Here is a 16,758-nt window from a genome sequence, read left to right as displayed (position 1 = left end):
CGCGACGCGGCAGGAACGCGGCATGGACCTCTCTCTGGAGACTTGTTCCATCTGGGTAAGGCGCAAGCGCCTCAGCCGCAACGTCAATCGGCGTGCAGCTTCGTGGCTGCAGACGCATGGCGCGCGAGGCCGGCCAGCGGCCCGTCCCCCTGCGCGGCAGAGACGAGATCGCGCGAGATCGGCGCCAGCGCCGCTTCGGCTCTACGGAACAGGGCGAACAGCGCATCATAGGCCGGCTTGCGCGCCGGATCGGGCTCGAACCGATGCGCGGCCGTGACGAGCGCCTGCTGCGCCTCGGCGAGAGAGTCGAAATGGCCAAGCCCGGCGAAAGCGATGATCGCCGCGCCGAGCAGACCCGGCTCCTTCGACGCGGCGACCACGACCGGCCGGCCGCAGAGATCGGCCTTGATCTGAGCCCAGATCGGATTGGCCGCAGCGCCGCCGCCGAAGCGAATTTCGGTCGCTTCCCGGCCAAGCGCAGTTTCGGCCCGCTCAAGCACGACCCGGTTGAGGCAGGCGACACCCTCCAGCACCGCGTAGGCGAGATCGGTCGGCCCGTGCCGGCGATTCAAGCCGACGAGCGCACCGCGCAAGGATGGGTCCCAATAGGGCACCCGCTCGCCCTGGAGATAGGGCAGGAAGAGCAGTGGCTGGGAATGGCGCGGGCCGGAAAGCACCGCATCGATCTCCTGCCCGACCGCTGCACCTTCGCGTCCAAGCAGCGCCAGCAGCCAGGAGACGGTGTCGGCGCCGGTCTGGCTAGGGCCACCGAGCTGGAACAGGCCGCGCCAGTCGACGGTGAGCAATCCTTCCGCCTGCGCCGGCTCGCGACCGACCACGCCGAGCACCTCGGTGGTGCCGGAGATATTGTAGGCGAAGCCATCGCGCATGGCGCCGAGGCCGACCACCGCCGCCCAGGTATCATTCGAAGCACAGAACACCGGCTTGCCGGCGAGGCGATCGAGCGGGGCGGGCAAGCCATGCTGGATTGGACCGACCTCATCCCAGGGCTCCAGCATCTCCGGCAGGATCGAAGCCGGAATGCCGGCCGCGCCCAGCAAATCGCGACCTTCATGCGGGCTTGCAGCGGCCAGCAAGCGCGCCATCGAGACGGGGTCGCTCGCCTGCCGGCCGGTCAGGCGGAAATTCAGATAGTCCTTCGGCTCGAGCAGGCAGGCGAGCCTATCGAAGACCTCAAACTCCTGCTCGCGCAGCCAGGCGAGGCGGGCGAGCGGATGGAAGGCGTTGACCGCGGCGTTCTCGGGATGAGCCGGGTCGAGCTCGCGCAAGCCAGCCGCGAACGCGTCGGCGCGCGTATCCTTCCAGGTCATCGCCGGACGCAGCGACCGGCCATCCCTGTCGAGAAAGATCTGCGTACGGGTGACGCCGCAGATCGCGAAAGCCTCGATCGCATCGAACAGCACCGGCTCCCCGGCTGCCAGTCCGGCACAGGCCTCGACCAGCAGGCGCCACCAGGCATCCGGCTCGATCTCGGAGCCACCCGAACGGTCGTCGCGGCTCACCGGCCCGGCAATGGCGTGCTGGGCGCGGATGGCGCCGGTGTCATCGACGAGGGCGGCGCGGAAGGAGGTGCCGCCGAGATCGCAGGCGAGGACGATGCTCATGCCCTCGCCGTGCGTCAGGAACGGACGCTGGTCAAGCGGCACGATCCTTCATGCCGCCATCGGTCAGCCGGTACCAGGCGATGATCGCCGAGACATAGAGTTCGTTCAGCGCGTGCAGCGGCAGCGGCGTGATCGGCACGACCGGGAAAGGCAGGCACGTCCTGTCACCGCTGTGCAGATACTCGGCCATGGCCTTGCCCATCGCCGTCTGCAGGCCGACGCCGCGGCCCATGCAGCCGATGTCGACAAGCAGGCCGGGCTCCGGCTCGTGCAGATGCGGCAGGAAATCGCGCGTGAGTGCGACGCGGCCGCACCAACGATAATCGAAGCTGAGACCCTTGGCCTGCGGATACATCTTGCCGATGACGCGTTCGAGATGGGCCCAGTCGGCGGCGTCACGCGGCTCGCGGAAGGGACCGCGGCCACCCATCAGCAGGCGGTTGGTGTGGTCCTTGCGGAAGTAGAGCAGGAGTTGCCGGGTGTCGGAGGTGACCTGCCCCTCGGGCAGGATCGTGCCGGCGAGATTGTCGGAGAGCGGCTCGGTCGCGACGATGAAGGAGTTCGGCCGGATCACCGTCTGGCGCAGTTTCGGAATCAGGTCGCCGGTGTAGCCATTGGTCGCGACCACCACGCGCGGCGCGGTGACGCTGGCGCCCTGAGCGGTACGAACGACCCAGTTGCCGCCATCGCGGCGCAGTCCTGTCACCGGGCTCTGGCCATGGATCGCGGCGCCGGCTTTCAGTGCCACCCGGGCGAGGCCGCGGGCATAGGCGAGCGGCTGGACGCCGCCGCCGCGCGGATCGAGCCAGCCGCCAAGATAGCGGTCAGTGCCGATCAGCCGGCCGACGGTGTCGGCGTCGAGGAAGCGGGCGGCAACGCCGCGCGCACCCCACTGCTCGGCGCGGCGCTTCACCGTCTCGACCATGGCCGGCGTATGGGCACCCTGGATCCAGCCGGCGCGGCGATGCGGCACCTCCATGGCGTGCTTTTCGATCAGCCCGAAGACGAGATCAGCCGTGGAAGCGACGAAGGAGACCAGCGCCTCGCCCGCCTCAGCGCCGTATTTGGAGACGATCTCGGAGGGGTCGTATTTGATGCCGGGGATGACCTGCCCGCCATTGCGGCCAGACGCGCCCCAGCCAGGCTCGCGCGCTTCCAGCACGACGACCGAGACGCCGGCCTCTGCCAGGTGCAGCGCGGTCGAGAGGCCGGCATAGCCGGCGCCGACGACGCAGACATCGGCCCGGACATCGCTCGCGAGCGGCGGCGTCTCGGCTGCCGCCGGGGCGGTGGCGTGCCAAAGCGAGGGCTGCAGCCGGAAGGGCTCGGCCATCGTGGCCTCCTCAGATCGGCTTGAGCACGCGGCGCAGGAAGTCCTGCGTGCGTGGGTTGCGCGGCGCGCTCAGCACCTCGCGGGCAGCGCCCTCCTCGACGATGACGCCGCCATCGAGGAAGAGCACGCGGTCGGCGACCTCGCGGGCAAAACCCATCTCATGGGTGACGACCAGCATGGTCATGCCTTCCTCGGCGAGGCTCTTCATGACGCCGAGCACCTCGCCGACGAGCTCCGGATCGAGCGCCGAGGTCGGCTCGTCGAACAGGATCGCCTTGGGCTGCATGGCGAGCGCGCGGGCAATGGCGACGCGCTGCATCTGGCCGCCTGAAAGCTGGGCGGGATAGGCGCCGAACTTGTCGGCGAGGCCGACCCGGGCGAGCAGGTCGCGCCCGCGTTCCAGCGCCTGCGCCGCCGGCTCCTTCTTCACATGGATCGGCCCCTCGACGACGTTCTCGAGCGCGGTCCGGTGCGGGAACAGGTTGAAGCGCTGGAACACCATCGCCATGGCGGTGCGGATGGCCTGGATCGAACGATCGGCACGATCGACCCTGGCACCGTCGACCGTGATCGCGCCGCCATCATAGGATTCGAGCCCGTTGATGCAGCGCAGGATCGTCGACTTGCCGGAGCCGGACGGGCCGATCAGGCAGACGACCTCGCCGCGCTGGACGCTTCCGGTGATGCCCTTCAGCACCTGATGGCTGCCAAAGCTCTTGGTGACATTGGAGAGCTCGATCATCGCTTGGCTCCCTTGCCGAAGCGGCGCTCCAGCCAGCCGACGAAGGCTATCAGCGGCAGGCTCATCGAGAGATAGAGCAATGCGACCAGCGTATAGACCGTCATGTTCTTGAAGGTCGAGGACGCCAGCAGCGAGCCCTGCAGCGTCAGCTCGGCGACAGTGATGGTCGAAGCCTGCGAGGAATCCTTCAGCATCATGATCATGATGTTGCCATAGGGCGGCAGCACGACCTTGACCGCCTGAGGCAGGATCACCCGGCGCATCATCAGGAACCAGCCCATGCCGATCGACTGGGCCGCCTCGACCTGGCCGTGATCGATCGCCTCGATGCCTGCCCGGAAATTCTCGGCCTGATAGGCGGAATAGGCGATGCCGAGGCCCAGGATCGCCGCCTGCAGCGCGGTCAGCGCGAGGCCGAACTCGGGAAAGACGAAGTAGATGTAGAAGAGCTGCACCAGGATCGGGATGCCGCGCAGCGTGTTGACGACCAGCTTGGCGATGAAGGAGAGCCAGGCGACGCCCGAGACGCGCATCAGCGCCCAGACCAGGCCGAGCACGGTCGAGAGCGCCAGTGAGCCGAGCGTCACGAGGATGGTGAACTTCAGCCCCTGCAGCAGCAGCGGCAGGAACTGGGCGGCATCGCGCAGGAAGGATTGCATCGGAGGTCAGCTTCGACGGGGTGATCGCGGAGGCGCTGCTGGCCCCGCCTCACCGATCACGCGGCGAGGCGAAGCCGGAGCGCCGCGGGAGCGCTTATTCCAGGCCCCATTTGGCGAGGATCTTGTCGAGCGTGCCGTCGGCCTTGACCTTGGCGAGGCCGGCATTGACCTTCTTCAGCAGTTCGCCGTCGCTCTTGCGCACGCCGATGCCGACCGAACCGGTGATGATGGGCTTGTAGGACTTGACCAGCCGGACGTTCGGGAACTGCCCCTGCTTCAGCGTGTAGGCCATGATCGGCGCGTCGGCGAAGGCGGCCTGGACGCGGCCGGCGTTGACGTCGGCGAGGATGTCCGGCGAGGTCTTGTACAGCTTCACCTCGGGGAACAGGCCGGTCTTCTGCAGCGCCTCGACATAGGCGGTGCCGATCTGGGCGCCGACCGTGTAACCCTTCATGTCGGCGAGCTCGACATAATCCTTCTTGTCCGAGGCCGGGACCAGCAGCCCCTCGCCATAGGTGTAGATCGGGTCGGAGAAGTCGATCACTTCCTTGCGGGCCGGGGTGATGTACATCGCCGCCGAGATCAGATCGATCTTGTTCGAGGTGAGCGAAGCGACCAGCGTCGAGAACTGCATGCCCTCGACCTCGACCTTCAAGTCCGAAGCCGCGGCGATCGCCTTGACCAGGTCGACCATCACGCCTTCGATGGAGTTGGTCTTGGTGTCGAGAAAGGTGAACGGCATGCCGGTCGGCGTCGAGCCAACCTTGAGGACGGATTGTGCGGCAGCCGGCGATATGGCCGCAGCGGCAGCGCCTCCAGCCAGCAGAGTCAGGAAGGTCCGACGTTCCATGGCAATGTCCCCTCATTTGTCCGTACGCCCAGGCGGGCGCCGGCTCGTATTTTCATGAGCATGAAGATACGAGCATAGGACGATCTTGCCGGCAAGCGATTTTCATGCACATGAAATAAGCGATGAAGGAATCGCGATGAGCCTGCCTGCCGCCGACCTGCCGCATCTGCATGTCGATCGCGAGATCGGCGCCCGCCTGCGTCAGCTCCGGCGCGCGCGCCGGCTGTCGCTGGAGGAACTCGCGAGCCGCACCGGCCTATCCATCGGTTTTCTCAGCCAGATCGAACGCGGCCTGTCCTCGCCGACGCTGCGTGTGCTCGCCGCCGTTGCCGACGCATTGGGTACCGCGATCTCGGATCTGTTCCCCGCCGATTCCCGACAGGCCGACCCGACTGCCACCATCGTGCGCCAATCTGACCGCGGCGAATTGCAGCTCTGGCGCTCCGGCATCCGCAAGCAGTTGCTGACCCCGCAGGCCGAGGGCGCCAAGCTCAACCTCTTCATCGTCGAGATGGAGCCCGGCGCCAGCACCGGCGACGAACACTACATCCATAATGGCGAGGAGGCCGGCCTCGTGCTCAGCGGCACCATGCTGCTCAACGTCGAGAACGAGAGCTGGGTCATGCGCGAGGGCGACAGCTTCCGCTTCCTCTCCTCGCGCCCGCATCGCTTCGCCAACCAGCATGACGGCGTCACCCGCGTGCTCTGGGTCAACTGCCTCTAGCGGGCGCAGCTCTGCGCTCTACGCATAACAAACCTCTTTCCAGCGACCCCGATCTGCGTCTAGGCCAATGCCGCCATGAAGAAAGGCGGCTGGACATGTCGCCTCCCCCAGCACGATCAATCGCGTGGGGAAACGTGAGGGAGGTCGGCATGGCAGGGCAAGCCGCCAGCAGGGCCATCCCGTTCGGCTCCGACCATGGGCCGCAGCGGTGCGCCGGTCGCTTGATCCAGGTCAAGGCGCCTCCGGCTCGCGCGCTGAACGATCCCGCGCGCCTTCGCGAACAGACGGCCGGTCTCACCGCGCCAGAGGAAAGCCAGCCATGACACAAGCGCGACGGCACCAGCTCGACGCTCCCGATGGAATCGGAGCCGACGCCGGCAGAGCGGCCGAGGTCAACGGCGAGTTTCGGGTGACGCTGTCGGATGGCGCCGTGCTGCGCGCGCTGTCGCAGGGCCAGGGACGACCCCTGCTGCTGGTCAGCGGGCTCGCCGGCAGCACCGCCTTCTGGGACGACAATGCCGCAACGCTCGCCCGCTCTTTCCGGGTGCTGCGCTTCGATCAGCGCGGCATCGGCGCCAGCGATCGCGGCAGCGCGCCTTGCACGATCGACCAGCTGGCCAAGGACTGTCTCGCCGTGCTGGACGCCGCCGGCGTCGACCGCGCCACAGTGCTCGGGCACTCGACCGGTGGCTGCATCGGCCTGTCGCTGGCGCGTCAGGCGCCGGACCGGTTCGACGGGCTCATCGTCAGCGGCAGCTGGCTGAGGCAGAATCGCTACATGACTGCGCTGTTCGAGACCCGCCTCGCCATCCTCGACCAGCATCCGCGTGCTTATGCGGCGAGCGCGGCGCTGATGACCTATCCGCCGATCTGGCTCGAAGCGCACTGGAGCGTGTACGAGACAGCGGTCGCGACCGCGCCGGACACGCCGGAAGCGAAGCAGATCGTGCGCGAACGCATTGGCGCGCTGCGCGCCTTCGACGCCTCGGGCTGGGCCGGAGAGATCGCTGCGCCGACGCTGATCCTCGGCGCGCGCGACGATATGATCGTCCCCGCTTTCCTCCAGGAGGAACTCGCCGCGGCCATGCCCGGAGCCCGCAAGACCCTGCTCGATACAGGCGGGCATTACTTTCCGATCTCGCGCCCCGATGCCTTCACCGCCAATGTCGCCGAGTGGATCGGCGCCCTGTAGCAGCCGCGACGAACTGTCCCGTATCCCAAGAGATAGGCTGCGCTATCTCAGAAGGGCTCTAAGCTGAGGAGACAGACGACCTATGAGGCTGCCCATGAGACTGACCGCCTGCGCCGCCCTGCTTGCCCTCGCCGCAATGGCCGCGTCCCCCGCCTCCGCGCAGGACGTCTCCGCCGGCGAGCGCTCGTGGAACAAGTGCCGCGCCTGCCACCAGATCGGCGAGGGCGCCAAGAACCTGGTCGGCCCGCAGCTCAACGGCCTGTTCGGGCGGCATACCGGCGAGGTCGAGGGCTACAGCTATTCGACCGCCAACAAGGGCGCCGGCATCACCTGGGACGAGGCGGTCTTCGCCGACTACATCAAGGATCCCAAGGCCAAGATCCCCGGCACCAAGATGGTCTTCGCCGGCATCAAGAACGAGAAGGAAATCGCGGATCTCACCGCCTTCCTCAAGCAGTTCGGCAAGGACGGCAAGAAGCTCTGAGACGATCGGGCGGCTCGCTCGCAGGGCTGCCCGCTTCGACCCTGCAATTTGTCAGGGCAGCCTGATGGTCTGCGCCACGCGCGCGATGTCGCGAACGGCGGGAAAGAATTGCCGGCTACGCAATCCACTGGCGAGATCATATGCGAATCACCATATGCTGCCGCTTGGGCAGGGAATGGAAGGTTGGCAAGAGTGGCAAAGGCGGCAGCCGGCAAGCGGGCGGCGGAGCCGAAGGTGCAGATCGGCGCCATACCGTACCGGCACCGGCCGGACGGCGCTGTCGAGATCATGCTGGTGACGACGCGCGAGACGCAGCGCTGGATCGTGCCGAAAGGCTGGCCGATCCGCGGGCTGAAGGGCCATGAGGCCGCCGCGCGCGAGGCCATGGAGGAAGCCGGGCTGGTCGGCGAGGTCGGCAAGAAGCCGATCGGCCGCTATACCTATTGGAAGCGGCGCACGCGCGATTTCGTGCTGTGCAAGGTCCGGCTCTATCTGCTCGCGGTGAAGGACCAGCTCCCGAGCTGGCCCGAGCAGGAACAGCGGCGCTGCCAATGGTTCACCCAGGCCGATGCGGCCGATCTCGTCGACGAGCCGGCTCTCGGGGCGATCCTGCGTGGCCTGCAGCTCGACAAGACCTGAGGCTACATCTCTCCAACTTTACGCCACCGCGGCGCCAGCGGGCGTAGCTCGCGGCTGTTTCCGTCATCTCGCACCACAGAAAACAGGCGCTTGACCTTCCCATGATGGGAAGGTGTAGCCATCTTCCAACGAGAGAAGGAAGGTGATGCGTCATGACGATGCATGCGAAGCATGAAGTGCCTATACCGGGACCCAGCGTGATCGACATCCCCGTCGACGGGATGACCTGCGCGTCCTGCGTCGGGCGGGTTGAAAAGGCGATCGCCACCGTCCCCGGCGTGAGCGGGGCAGAGGTCAATCTGGCGACCGGCAAGGCGCGCGTGACGCTCGCCGGAGCGCAGACCAGAGCGATCGCGGAAGCGATCCGCGGCGCCGGCTACGAGCCGGGCACGACGGAGCTCACGCTGGCGATCTCCGGCATGACCTGCGCCTCCTGTGTCGGCCGGGTCGAGAAGGCGCTGCGTGCCGTGCCGGGCGTACTGAGCGCCGAGGTCAACCTCGCGACGGAGCGCGCGACCATCCGGGCTGCCGACACCGGCATCGTCCCGGCGCTCGTCGCTGCCGTCACCGTCGCCGGCTACGAGGCCAAGCCCCTCGACGAGGGACGCAGCGACGACGGCGAAGCAGCCGCCGCGCGCCGCCAGGCGGAGCTGAACGCGCTCGGCCGCTCGGTCGTCGTCGCGGCGCTAGGAACCCTGCCGCTGCTGGTGCTCGAGATGGGGCCGCATCTGAGCGAAGCCTTCCATCACTGGCTCTATGCCCGTGTCGACGCCTTCGTGCTGAAGCTCATCGCCTTCGGCCTCACCACCATCGTTCTGTTCGGGCCGGGCCTGCGCTTCTTCCTGAAGGGCTGGCCGGCGCTGCTGCGGGGTGCACCCGACATGAATGCGCTGGTCATGCTCGGCGCCGGCGCGGCCTACGCCTATTCCGTCGTCGCGACCTTCGCGCCCGCCTGGCTGCCGGCCGGCACGGACTACACCTATTTCGAGACCGGGGCGGTGATCGTCACCCTGATCCTGCTGGGGCGCTGGTTCGAAGCCAGGGCCAAGGGCCGGACCAGCGAGGCGATCAAGCGGCTGGTTCAGTTGCAGGCGCGCTCGGCCCGCGTGCTGCGCGACGGTGTCGAGAGCGAGATCGCGATCGAGCATGTCCGCGTCGGCGATCTCGTGCTGGTCCGGCCGGGCGAGAAGATCCCGGTCGATGGCGAGGTCGTCGACGGCGCGTCCTATGTCGACGAGGCGATGGTGACCGGCGAGCCGGCGCCAGCGCACAAGAGCGTCGGCTCGGCCGTGATCGGCGGCACGATCAACCGCAATGGGGCACTGCGCTTCCGGGCCGAGAAGGTCGGCGCCGATACGCTGCTCGCCCAGATCCTGCGCATGGTCGAGCAGGCGCAGGGCGCCAAGCTGCCGATCCAGGCGCTGGTCGATCGCGTCACCAACTGGTTCGTGCCGGCGGTGATCGCCGTCGCGCTCATGACCTTCGCAGCCTGGCTCGCCTTCGGGCCCTCGCCCGCTTTGACCTATGCGCTGGTCAACGCGGTCGCGGTGCTGATCGTCGCCTGCCCCTGCGCCATGGGGCTGGCGACCCCGACCTCGATCATGGTCGGCACCGGCCGCGCCGCGGAACTCGGCATCCTGTTCCGCCAGGGCGCGGCGCTGCAGGGCCTGAGCGAGGTTGCGACCATCGCCTTCGACAAGACCGGGACGCTGACCAAGGGCCGGCCCGAGATGACCCGCGTCATCGCCGCCGAGGGCTTCACCGAGGGGGAAGCGCTGCGCCTCGCCGCCTCGGCGGAGAGTGCCTCGGAACATCCTTCCGCCGAAGCGATCGTCGCGGAAGCGAAGCGGCGCGGTCTTGCGCTCGCGCCCGCTGCTGGCTTTGCGGCCGAGCCCGGCCTTGGCATCTCGGCCCGGGTCGAAGGCCGCGATATCCTGGTCGGCTCGCAGAAGCTGATGGCGCAGCGCAGCGTCGCGCTCGGCGGCCTGGCCGACAAGGCCGCCGCCTTCGCCCGCGATGGCGAGAGCCCGCTCTATGTCGCGATCGACGGCAGGCTCGCCGGGCTCGTTGCTGTCGCGGATCAGGTCAAGCCGGGCACACCCGCCGCGATTGCCGCGCTGAAGACGCTCGGCCTGCGCATCGTCATGGTGACCGGCGACAACCGCGCCACCGCCGAGGCGATCGCGACCCGGCTCGGTATCGACGCGGTCGAAGCGGAGGTGCTGCCGACCGACAAGGCCGCGATCGTCAAGCGGCTGCAGGCCAATGGCGGCAAGGTCGCCTTCGTCGGCGACGGCATCAACGACGCGCCGGCGCTGGCCCAGGCCGATATCGGCGTCGCCATGGGTGCCGGCACCGACATTGCGATCGAGAGCGCCGACATCGTCCTGATCTCCGGTGACCTGCGCCACGTGCCGGAGGCGATCGGCCTGTCCAAGGCTACGATGACCAACATCCGCCAGAATCTTGGCTGGGCCTTCGGCTACAATGTATTGCTGATCCCGGTCGCGGCTGGCGCGCTCTACCCGCTCTGGGGCGTCCTGATGTCGCCGGTCTTCGCCAGCTTCGCCATGGCCTTCTCCAGCGTCAGCGTGCTGGCCAATGCGCTCAGGCTGCGCCGTTTTTCGGCGCGGCAGGACACCACCGCCGCGGCGCCGGACTCGGCCCCGGCCTTCGGGAGGATGGGATGAACATCGGGCAAGCTGCCGAAGCCTCCGGCGTCAGCGCCAAGATGATCCGCTATTACGAGCAGATCGGGCTGATCGAGCCGCCGGCGCGCTCGCAATCGGGCTACCGGGTCTATGCCGAGCCGAACGTCCATACGCTGCGTTTCGTGCGCCGCGCCCGTAGCCTCGGCTTCTCGGTCGATGAGACCGGGGCGTTGCTGGCGCTCTGGCGCGACCGCTCGCGGGCAAGCGCCGACGTGAAATCGCTGGCGCTGAAGCATGTCGCGGAGTTGGAGGAGAAGGCCGCTGCGCTGCAGGCGATGGCAGCGACGCTGCGTCACCTCGCCAGCCATTGCCATGGCGACAAACGGCCGGACTGCCCGATCCTCGACAAGATCGGCGCGACGAGCTGAGCCGCCCCGCCTGGGCGGCAGCATCTTGCAGCCCGCAAAGCAAAACGCCGGAAGCCTTTCCAGGCTCCCGGCGTTCCCAGATACCGGGACGAGGCGACTGAAGCGATCAGCGCCGCATCGCCTCCGCGAGGCGGGGCGAGAAGGTGCGGGTCGGCCGGCGAACGACAACGACGGAACGATTCGGCGTCATCACGGTGGTGCGGTGCGCGGCCTTGCGGATCAGCGGCACCACCTCGGCAACAGGCACGCCCATCAATTGAGCGGCGAGTTCGGCCTGGTGTTCCGGCGAATCGCTCATGCACTGCGCCGCTGTCACTGCCTCTTCCAGAGTCGGCAGTTCGACGCGTGGGCGCAGGACGCGCGGGGGAGGATTCTTATACTCGGGCATCTCGGTAGCTCCTTGGACGCCTAAAATAGCACTTATTGTGCACTGCACAAGATTGCGCTGCATTATTCTCTGCAATGCAACAATCGCAGAGCGGGCTGGCACAGGGCTTGCGCCTTCGGAATGCCTAAAACCGGCAAGAGATTGTCGCCGTCAGGGCCGGTTCCGCCCGCCCTGGTTTCGGCCTTGCCAGGAGAGACCCATGATTGCAGCGGATGCAGCCATGTCGGCAGCGCAGGCCCGCCGGCGTCGCCCGCCAGCCCCCGAGCCGGAAGATCACGAGTTCGGCCGGCTCGAATTGCTGCTGCGCCTGCGGCGCAACCCGCTGACGATCTGGCGGACGCGCCATTTCCGCGAGCCGATCGTCGCCGGCGAAGGGCTGTTCGGCTATGGCGTCGTCGTCTCCGACCCGGACGTCGTCCGGCATGTGCTGGTCGAGAACGCGGCGAACTATCGCAAGGACGATCTCCAGCGCACCATCCTTGCGCCCGGGCTCGGCGAAGGGCTGCTGACCGCCGAGGGCGAGGCCTGGAAGCGGGCACGGCGGACGCTGGCGCCGCTGTTCACGCCGCGCTCGGTCGCGGCGCTGGCGCAGCGCATGATGGCGCCGGCCGAGCGGACGGTCGCCCGCATGCTGCGCCGGCGCAGCGGCCGCGTCGTCGACGTCTCAGCCGACATGACCCGGGTGACCTACGACATCCTGGCCGAGACGATGTTCTCGAACGCGATCGCCGGCGGTGCCGACGCCTTCGGCAAGGCCTTGACCCGCTATTTCGAGACGCAGGGACGAATCGACCCGCTCGACGTGCTCGGCGCACCGGCCTGGTTGCCGCGTATCGGCCGCTGGATGGCGCGGCCGGCAATCGGCTTCTTCGAAGCGCAGGTCAAGGCGATCATAGCGGCCCGGCAAGAGCTGCATGCCGGCGGCAGCTGGCGGCCGGAGAAGCCGGATCTGCTCGACGCCCTGCTCGCGACGCGCGATCCCGAGACCGGAACCGGGCTCAGCGAGGCCGAGGTCGGTGCCAACATCGTCACCTTCATCGGCGCCGGCCATGAGACCACCGCCAACGCCCTGACCTGGTCGCTCTATCTCATCTCGCTCGCACCGGATGTGCGCGACGCGCTCGAAGCCGAGATCGATGCGGCCGGCGGGGATCTCGCCGGCGCGGCCCTGGCGGGCGAGCGCCTGGCGCTCACCCGCGCCGTGATCGAGGAAGCGATGCGGCTGTACCCGCCAGTGCCCTCATTGTCGCGCACGGCGCTGGCTGACGATGTCGCAGCTGGCCGATGCGCCATCCCGAAGGGGGCGCTGGTCGTGGTCTCGCCCTATCTCCTGCATCGACATGAGACGCTCTGGGAGGCACCTGATCGCTTCCGGCCCGAACGTTTCCTGCCCGGCGCCCGCGAGGCCATTCCACGCTATGCCTATCTGCCGTTCGGCGCCGGCCCGAGGGTCTGTATCGGCCAGCAATTCGCCATGGTGGAGGCGGTGATCGTGCTCGCCACGCTGCTCCGCCAATTGCGCTTCGATCATGCCGGCGACGCAGCGCCGATACCGGTGCAGCGTATCACATTGCGGCCGCGCGACGGGATGCCGATGCGCCTGACGGCACGTCACGCATTACGGTGACGATATAACGGACCGCGGCGAATTAACCACAGCTGCCGGAAAAGCGTTAAAGATGAACCTTTGGTTTTTAAAGATGTCACGCTAGCAGCGGCCGATGCTGCGGAGCAGCGTCTGCGCAACAGCCTGTCAATCCCGGTTTTTCTTGGCTTTTGGCCGGGGTTCCGGGGCGCGAACATTTTAAAGATTGTCGGAATCGTGACAAACTGCAGCAGCACTTGCCCAAAAAAGGCCAATATGGAACAGATGCCGGGTGTGGCGCCATATGGTCCTGCCCGGTTTTGCGAAACTGGCTCAGTCGGGTGCAAGGGCTACCAGAATTGCAGGCGCCATGGATTTTGGAAACAACCTTTACTGGGGTGACGTGATGCATGCCAAGACCATGAAGGCCGGAACCATTCTCGTCGTGGGCGCCCTTGCGCTCGGCGGCTGCACCGGTTCGCAGGAACGTGTCGCCGCGGGCGGCGCGATGGGTGCCGGCGCCGGCGCCCTGATCGGTGGCGCGGCCGGCGGCTGGCGCGGCGCGGCGATCGGTGCCCTGATCGGCGGCGTGGCGGGCCTCGTCATCGCCGACGCGATCGAGAAGGAGCGCGCTCGCGAGGCGGCCTACATCGCCGCTCGCTCGGGCGGGTCGAACACCCAGCGCTTCCGCAATTCGAGCGGCCAGGACGTCACCGTCCGCGCCCGCACGGTGCGCACCTACAACAACAGCCAGGGCCAGCGCATCCGCGTCGTCGAGCGCAGCGTAACCCGCGAAGGCAAGGCCGCCGGCACGGATACGGTCGAGGTCAATCTGGCGACCAACGAAGCCTCCGGCATCTGAGCCGCTGGCGAAACGCGAACCGGCCCTCCCTCGTCCGCGAGGGAGGGCCCCACGAGTACCGAACCGAGATGACTGCTCAAGCGCTGACGAGACGAATCCTCTGCCTGACGGTTGCCTGCCTTGCGGCAGCATCGCCGGTGGGGGCTACGGCGCAGACGCAGATGATGCCGGGGTTCGATCCGTACAACCCGTTCGGCTCCGCTGCCCAGCTGCTCTGGCAGCGGATTCAGCAGCAATGCCCGCAGCTCAAGCTGCCGGTCACGATCGGCATCGCGTCGCGCCCTGCGACGCGCGACGCCTTCACCACCGATCAGGGCAACAACATCATGCAGCAGATCCGGGCTGCATTCTCGAACATTCCCGGCGTCTCGATGGCGCCCTGGCTCGACCTCGACCCGATCAAGGGCATCGTCGACACCGGCGTTCTCGACAACCCGCTGGCCGGCGACAACAAGGAACAGCTCAGCAAGATCCAGCTCGAGATCCGCGCCTCCGGCCAGAAGGCCGGCGCGGCGGCACGCTTCAACCTGTCGGCGCATGGCTGGAACGGTTACGAGAGCTGCTCGCCGAGCCTCGACCCCTTCACCGTCTCGCAGGACTTCATCGGCGAGGAGTACACCTCGACCGACGAGCTCTTCAACAAGGTCGCCGCCGGCGTCTGGGCGGCCTCTGTCGACACCTCGAACCCGTTGACCCTGTCGGTCCGGATGCTGAGCGGCCTGCCCGTCACCGAAGGGTGGCAGGGGTACTTCTCGGACAAGATGGCGCGGGCGCTCAGCAAGCAGAACGCCGAGGAGAAGGAAACCAAGATCCGGGCCGAGCGCCACGTCACGCTCGTCATCGCGCATGATCCGTCCGGTGCCGAGGACAAGCGCTGGGACGGGATGGTTACGGTCGATCCGCGCCCGCTGGGCTATCGGATCTCGGTCAGCGTCAACCGCCGGAACACGACGCCGGTCTCCGAGGATGGCCTCGTCACCCTCGACGAATTGCCGACGATGCAGCAGTGGACGGCGCTCGGCCCGACGACTCAGACGCCGCGGCTCGACCAGACGCCGCTGCGGGTCAGTGTGCGGATCGAAGGCGGCAGGGCTCTGCAGCAATATCCCTTCCTGGTGGCGCAGGAATCCTATGTCGAGGTCGATATCCCGACCGGCAGCGTCCGCGGCCCGCACCCGGCCGTGCCCGTCGACGTGCTCAGCCGCAACAACACCGTGTTGAAGACGATCCATATCGCCAATCCGAGCCGCCCGAACCTGCGGCGCTACAAGCTCGGGCCCGGCGAATACACGATCCGGGTCGCAAGCGCCGGCCCTGTCGCACAGGACTTCCAGCTGCGGGCCCGCGCCGTCGACACCAACGACATGCTGATGCCCGAGGCGCCCGGCAAGCTGCTGCGCCGCTTCCAGGACTGGTACGCCAGCGTCTCGGAGGACCCGCGCACCGGCCAGCGCACCTGCTTCGCCTATACCGCGGCACAGGAGGCCGGACCGCGCTACTGGCGCGAACAGGCACCGTTCATCCTGCTGCAGGCCGGCAGCGGCGGCACGGGCGAGCTCCAGCACCTGATCGAGGACAAGCGCTACTACAAGGCGGGCGCCCCGTTCGAGGCGGTGATCAGGGAGGGCGGCGGCATGGTGCGCCGGCTCAATGCAGCCCCGACCACGGCGGGCAATTTCATCCGCCCCATGAAGCAGGGCTCGAACGGCCAGCCGATCCTCGATATGGACGCGGTCGCCGGCTACAACAGAGGCACGACGCTCGAGATCAGGGGCACCGCGCCCGATGGCCGGCCAGCCCATGTGATCTATTCGCTGCAGGGCTACCGCGCCGCCGTCAACGCCATGTCGCTGGAATGCGGCCGACGCGACCTTGCCAACGCTCTGGTCTGGAAGTAGTCGCCAGCGATGCTTTCAGGCCAGCGCGAGCGCCGCCTGCGCCGGCCCCGTTCCCTCGCCAGCGGTTTCGAACCGGATCAGGCCGCGGCGGACATCCTTGGCTGCGTCGAGCACGGTAGTGAGGGAGCGCGCCGAGCGCTCCAGCACCTCGAGCAGGGACGGCACGAGGCGCGGATCGCTCCAGACATCCTGCGCGCGGCGCCCGAAAGGAGCCAGGAAGGGCTCGAGCCCGCTCCAGGCCAAGGCGATCTCGCGCGGACGCGTCGCAGCCGCATCGAGACCGAGCAGGATGCGCTCGATGATCGGTGCCCAGACACCGTCGTCATAGCGGCCGGCTGGCAGGAGGACGATGAGCCGATCGGCGCCGGCGAGCGTCGTTTGTGCCTCCGAACCGGCCTGAGACGGCTCGCGAAACAGGCGCGGCAGCGAACGCGGCGAAAGGAAGCTCGCTTCGACCTCACGCACCTCCGTCCCGGAGGCTTCCGACAAGGCCAGTCGTCGGTTCGCGACGTCCTCGCCAGCCGTCGCCTGAGCCAGCGCAGCCGGCAGGGCATATGGCAAGGCGGCGAAGCAAACCGTTTCTACCGTCATTGCCTGATGCTCCGTCTCAGCATTTGCACCGCCCTCTCCGGCGGGCCGGTCAGGCAGGTTTCGCAAGTCACGACCGACCCGGCGCAAGCTCAGGTCCGCACGACGAA

16 protein-coding genes are annotated in these 16,758 nt (G+C 67.8%); 9 read left to right on the top strand and 7 right to left on the bottom strand.

Going from position 1 to position 16,758, the window contains the following annotated elements:
- Positions 1–83: 83 nt before the first annotated feature.
- The 5 genes from AC07O0_RS17450 to AC07O0_RS17430 form a co-directional block, all read right to left on the bottom strand.
- Positions 84–1,667: a xylulokinase gene (locus AC07O0_RS17450; RefSeq protein ID WP_494624946.1), complete on the bottom strand. Its 1,584-nt coding sequence runs from the start codon at positions 1,665–1,667 to the stop codon at positions 84–86.
- Positions 1,657–2,958: an NAD(P)/FAD-dependent oxidoreductase gene (locus AC07O0_RS17445; protein WP_494624945.1), complete on the bottom strand. Its 1,302-nt coding sequence runs from the start codon at positions 2,956–2,958 to the stop codon at positions 1,657–1,659. Before AC07O0_RS17445 ends, AC07O0_RS17450 begins: the two co-directional genes overlap by 11 nt.
- Before the next feature lie 10 nt (positions 2,959–2,968).
- Positions 2,969–3,700, bottom strand: coding sequence for an amino acid ABC transporter ATP-binding protein (locus tag AC07O0_RS17440; RefSeq protein WP_494624944.1), 732 nt, complete (start codon positions 3,698–3,700; stop codon positions 2,969–2,971).
- A complete protein-coding gene (locus AC07O0_RS17435) occupies positions 3,697–4,359 on the bottom strand; it encodes an amino acid ABC transporter permease (RefSeq protein WP_494624943.1) in 663 nt (220 codons plus the stop codon). Before AC07O0_RS17435 ends, AC07O0_RS17440 begins: the two co-directional genes overlap by 4 nt.
- Before the next feature lie 94 nt (positions 4,360–4,453).
- Positions 4,454–5,209: an ABC transporter substrate-binding protein gene (locus AC07O0_RS17430; protein ID WP_494624942.1), complete on the bottom strand. Its 756-nt coding sequence runs from the start codon at positions 5,207–5,209 to the stop codon at positions 4,454–4,456.
- Between the two features lie 136 nt (positions 5,210–5,345).
- Here AC07O0_RS17430 and AC07O0_RS17425 point away from each other — a divergent pair, with 136 nt between their 5' ends.
- The 6 genes from AC07O0_RS17425 (at position 5,346) to cueR (ending at position 11,327) form a co-directional block, all read left to right on the top strand.
- Positions 5,346–5,933 (top strand): helix-turn-helix domain-containing protein, encoded by a 588-nt coding sequence (locus AC07O0_RS17425; protein ID WP_494624941.1) that lies wholly within the window; start codon positions 5,346–5,348, stop codon positions 5,931–5,933.
- A 319-nt stretch (positions 5,934–6,252) separates the two neighbouring features.
- Positions 6,253–7,125: an alpha/beta fold hydrolase gene (locus AC07O0_RS17420; protein ID WP_494624940.1), complete on the top strand. Its 873-nt coding sequence runs from the start codon at positions 6,253–6,255 to the stop codon at positions 7,123–7,125.
- A 94-nt stretch (positions 7,126–7,219) separates the two neighbouring features.
- Positions 7,220–7,609 (top strand): c-type cytochrome, encoded by a 390-nt coding sequence (locus AC07O0_RS17415; RefSeq protein ID WP_494624939.1) that lies wholly within the window; start codon positions 7,220–7,222, stop codon positions 7,607–7,609.
- A gap of 192 nt (positions 7,610–7,801) precedes the next feature.
- A complete protein-coding gene (locus tag AC07O0_RS17410; protein ID WP_494624938.1) occupies positions 7,802–8,248 on the top strand; it encodes an NUDIX hydrolase in 447 nt (148 codons plus the stop codon).
- Positions 8,249–8,400: 152 nt separating this feature from the next.
- The gene (locus AC07O0_RS17405; RefSeq protein ID WP_494624937.1) at positions 8,401–10,938 is read left to right on the top strand and encodes a heavy metal translocating P-type ATPase; all 2,538 of its coding nucleotides are present in this window, start codon (positions 8,401–8,403) and stop codon (positions 10,936–10,938) included.
- A complete protein-coding gene (gene cueR / locus AC07O0_RS17400) occupies positions 10,935–11,327 on the top strand; it encodes a Cu(I)-responsive transcriptional regulator (RefSeq protein WP_454029349.1) in 393 nt (130 codons plus the stop codon). Before AC07O0_RS17405 ends, cueR begins: the two co-directional genes overlap by 4 nt.
- Positions 11,328–11,433: 106 nt before the next feature.
- On the opposite strand, the gene AC07O0_RS17395 is transcribed toward cueR, so the two are convergent.
- Positions 11,434–11,715 carry a hypothetical protein gene (locus AC07O0_RS17395; RefSeq protein WP_454029348.1) on the bottom strand — a complete coding sequence of 94 codons (282 nt, stop codon included), beginning with the start codon at positions 11,713–11,715 and terminating at the stop codon, positions 11,434–11,436.
- 199 nt (positions 11,716–11,914) lie between these two features.
- Here AC07O0_RS17395 and AC07O0_RS17390 point away from each other — a divergent pair, with 199 nt between their 5' ends.
- From AC07O0_RS17390 to AC07O0_RS17380, 3 genes are all read left to right on the top strand, one after another.
- Positions 11,915–13,342, top strand: coding sequence for a cytochrome P450 (locus AC07O0_RS17390; protein ID WP_494624936.1), 1,428 nt, complete (start codon positions 11,915–11,917; stop codon positions 13,340–13,342).
- Between the two features lie 328 nt (positions 13,343–13,670).
- Complete coding sequence (locus AC07O0_RS17385; protein WP_494624935.1) at positions 13,671–14,162, top strand: YMGG-like glycine zipper-containing protein; 492 nt, start codon at positions 13,671–13,673, stop codon at positions 14,160–14,162.
- A gap of 164 nt (positions 14,163–14,326) precedes the next feature.
- Positions 14,327–16,060, top strand: a complete 1,734-nt coding sequence (locus AC07O0_RS17380; RefSeq protein ID WP_494624934.1) for a hypothetical protein — start codon at positions 14,327–14,329, stop codon at positions 16,058–16,060.
- A gap of 15 nt (positions 16,061–16,075) precedes the next feature.
- On the opposite strand, the gene AC07O0_RS17375 is transcribed toward AC07O0_RS17380, so the two are convergent.
- Positions 16,076–16,651, bottom strand: coding sequence for a hypothetical protein (locus AC07O0_RS17375; RefSeq protein ID WP_494624933.1), 576 nt, complete (start codon positions 16,649–16,651; stop codon positions 16,076–16,078).
- Positions 16,652–16,758 lie beyond the last annotated feature (107 nt).

It is taken from the genome of Allobosea sp. GW821-FHT10B12 (assembly GCF_059415545.1).
This window is presented reverse-complemented; position numbering and strand designations above follow the sequence as displayed.

Coding starts and splice junctions, on each gene's coding strand:
- AC07O0_RS17445 (WP_494624945.1), bottom strand. CDS start 2,958: ATGGCCGAGCCCTTCCGGCTGCAGCCCTCGCTTTGGCACGCCACCGCC.
- AC07O0_RS17440 (WP_494624944.1), bottom strand. CDS start 3,700: ATGATCGAGCTCTCCAATGTCACCAAGAGCTTTGGCAGCCATCAGGTG.
- AC07O0_RS17435 (WP_494624943.1), bottom strand. CDS start 4,359: ATGCAATCCTTCCTGCGCGATGCCGCCCAGTTCCTGCCGCTGCTGCTG.
- AC07O0_RS17430 (WP_494624942.1), bottom strand. CDS start 5,209: ATGGAACGTCGGACCTTCCTGACTCTGCTGGCTGGAGGCGCTGCCGCT.
- AC07O0_RS17425 (WP_494624941.1), top strand. CDS start 5,346: ATGAGCCTGCCTGCCGCCGACCTGCCGCATCTGCATGTCGATCGCGAG.
- AC07O0_RS17420 (WP_494624940.1), top strand. CDS start 6,253: ATGACACAAGCGCGACGGCACCAGCTCGACGCTCCCGATGGAATCGGA.
- AC07O0_RS17415 (WP_494624939.1), top strand. CDS start 7,220: ATGAGACTGACCGCCTGCGCCGCCCTGCTTGCCCTCGCCGCAATGGCC.
- AC07O0_RS17405 (WP_494624937.1), top strand. CDS start 8,401: ATGACGATGCATGCGAAGCATGAAGTGCCTATACCGGGACCCAGCGTG.
- cueR (WP_454029349.1), top strand. CDS start 10,935: ATGAACATCGGGCAAGCTGCCGAAGCCTCCGGCGTCAGCGCCAAGATG.
- AC07O0_RS17395 (WP_454029348.1), bottom strand. CDS start 11,715: ATGCCCGAGTATAAGAATCCTCCCCCGCGCGTCCTGCGCCCACGCGTC.
- AC07O0_RS17390 (WP_494624936.1), top strand. CDS start 11,915: ATGATTGCAGCGGATGCAGCCATGTCGGCAGCGCAGGCCCGCCGGCGT.
- AC07O0_RS17385 (WP_494624935.1), top strand. CDS start 13,671: ATGGATTTTGGAAACAACCTTTACTGGGGTGACGTGATGCATGCCAAG.
- AC07O0_RS17380 (WP_494624934.1), top strand. CDS start 14,327: ATGCCGGGGTTCGATCCGTACAACCCGTTCGGCTCCGCTGCCCAGCTG.
- AC07O0_RS17375 (WP_494624933.1), bottom strand. CDS start 16,651: ATGACGGTAGAAACGGTTTGCTTCGCCGCCTTGCCATATGCCCTGCCG.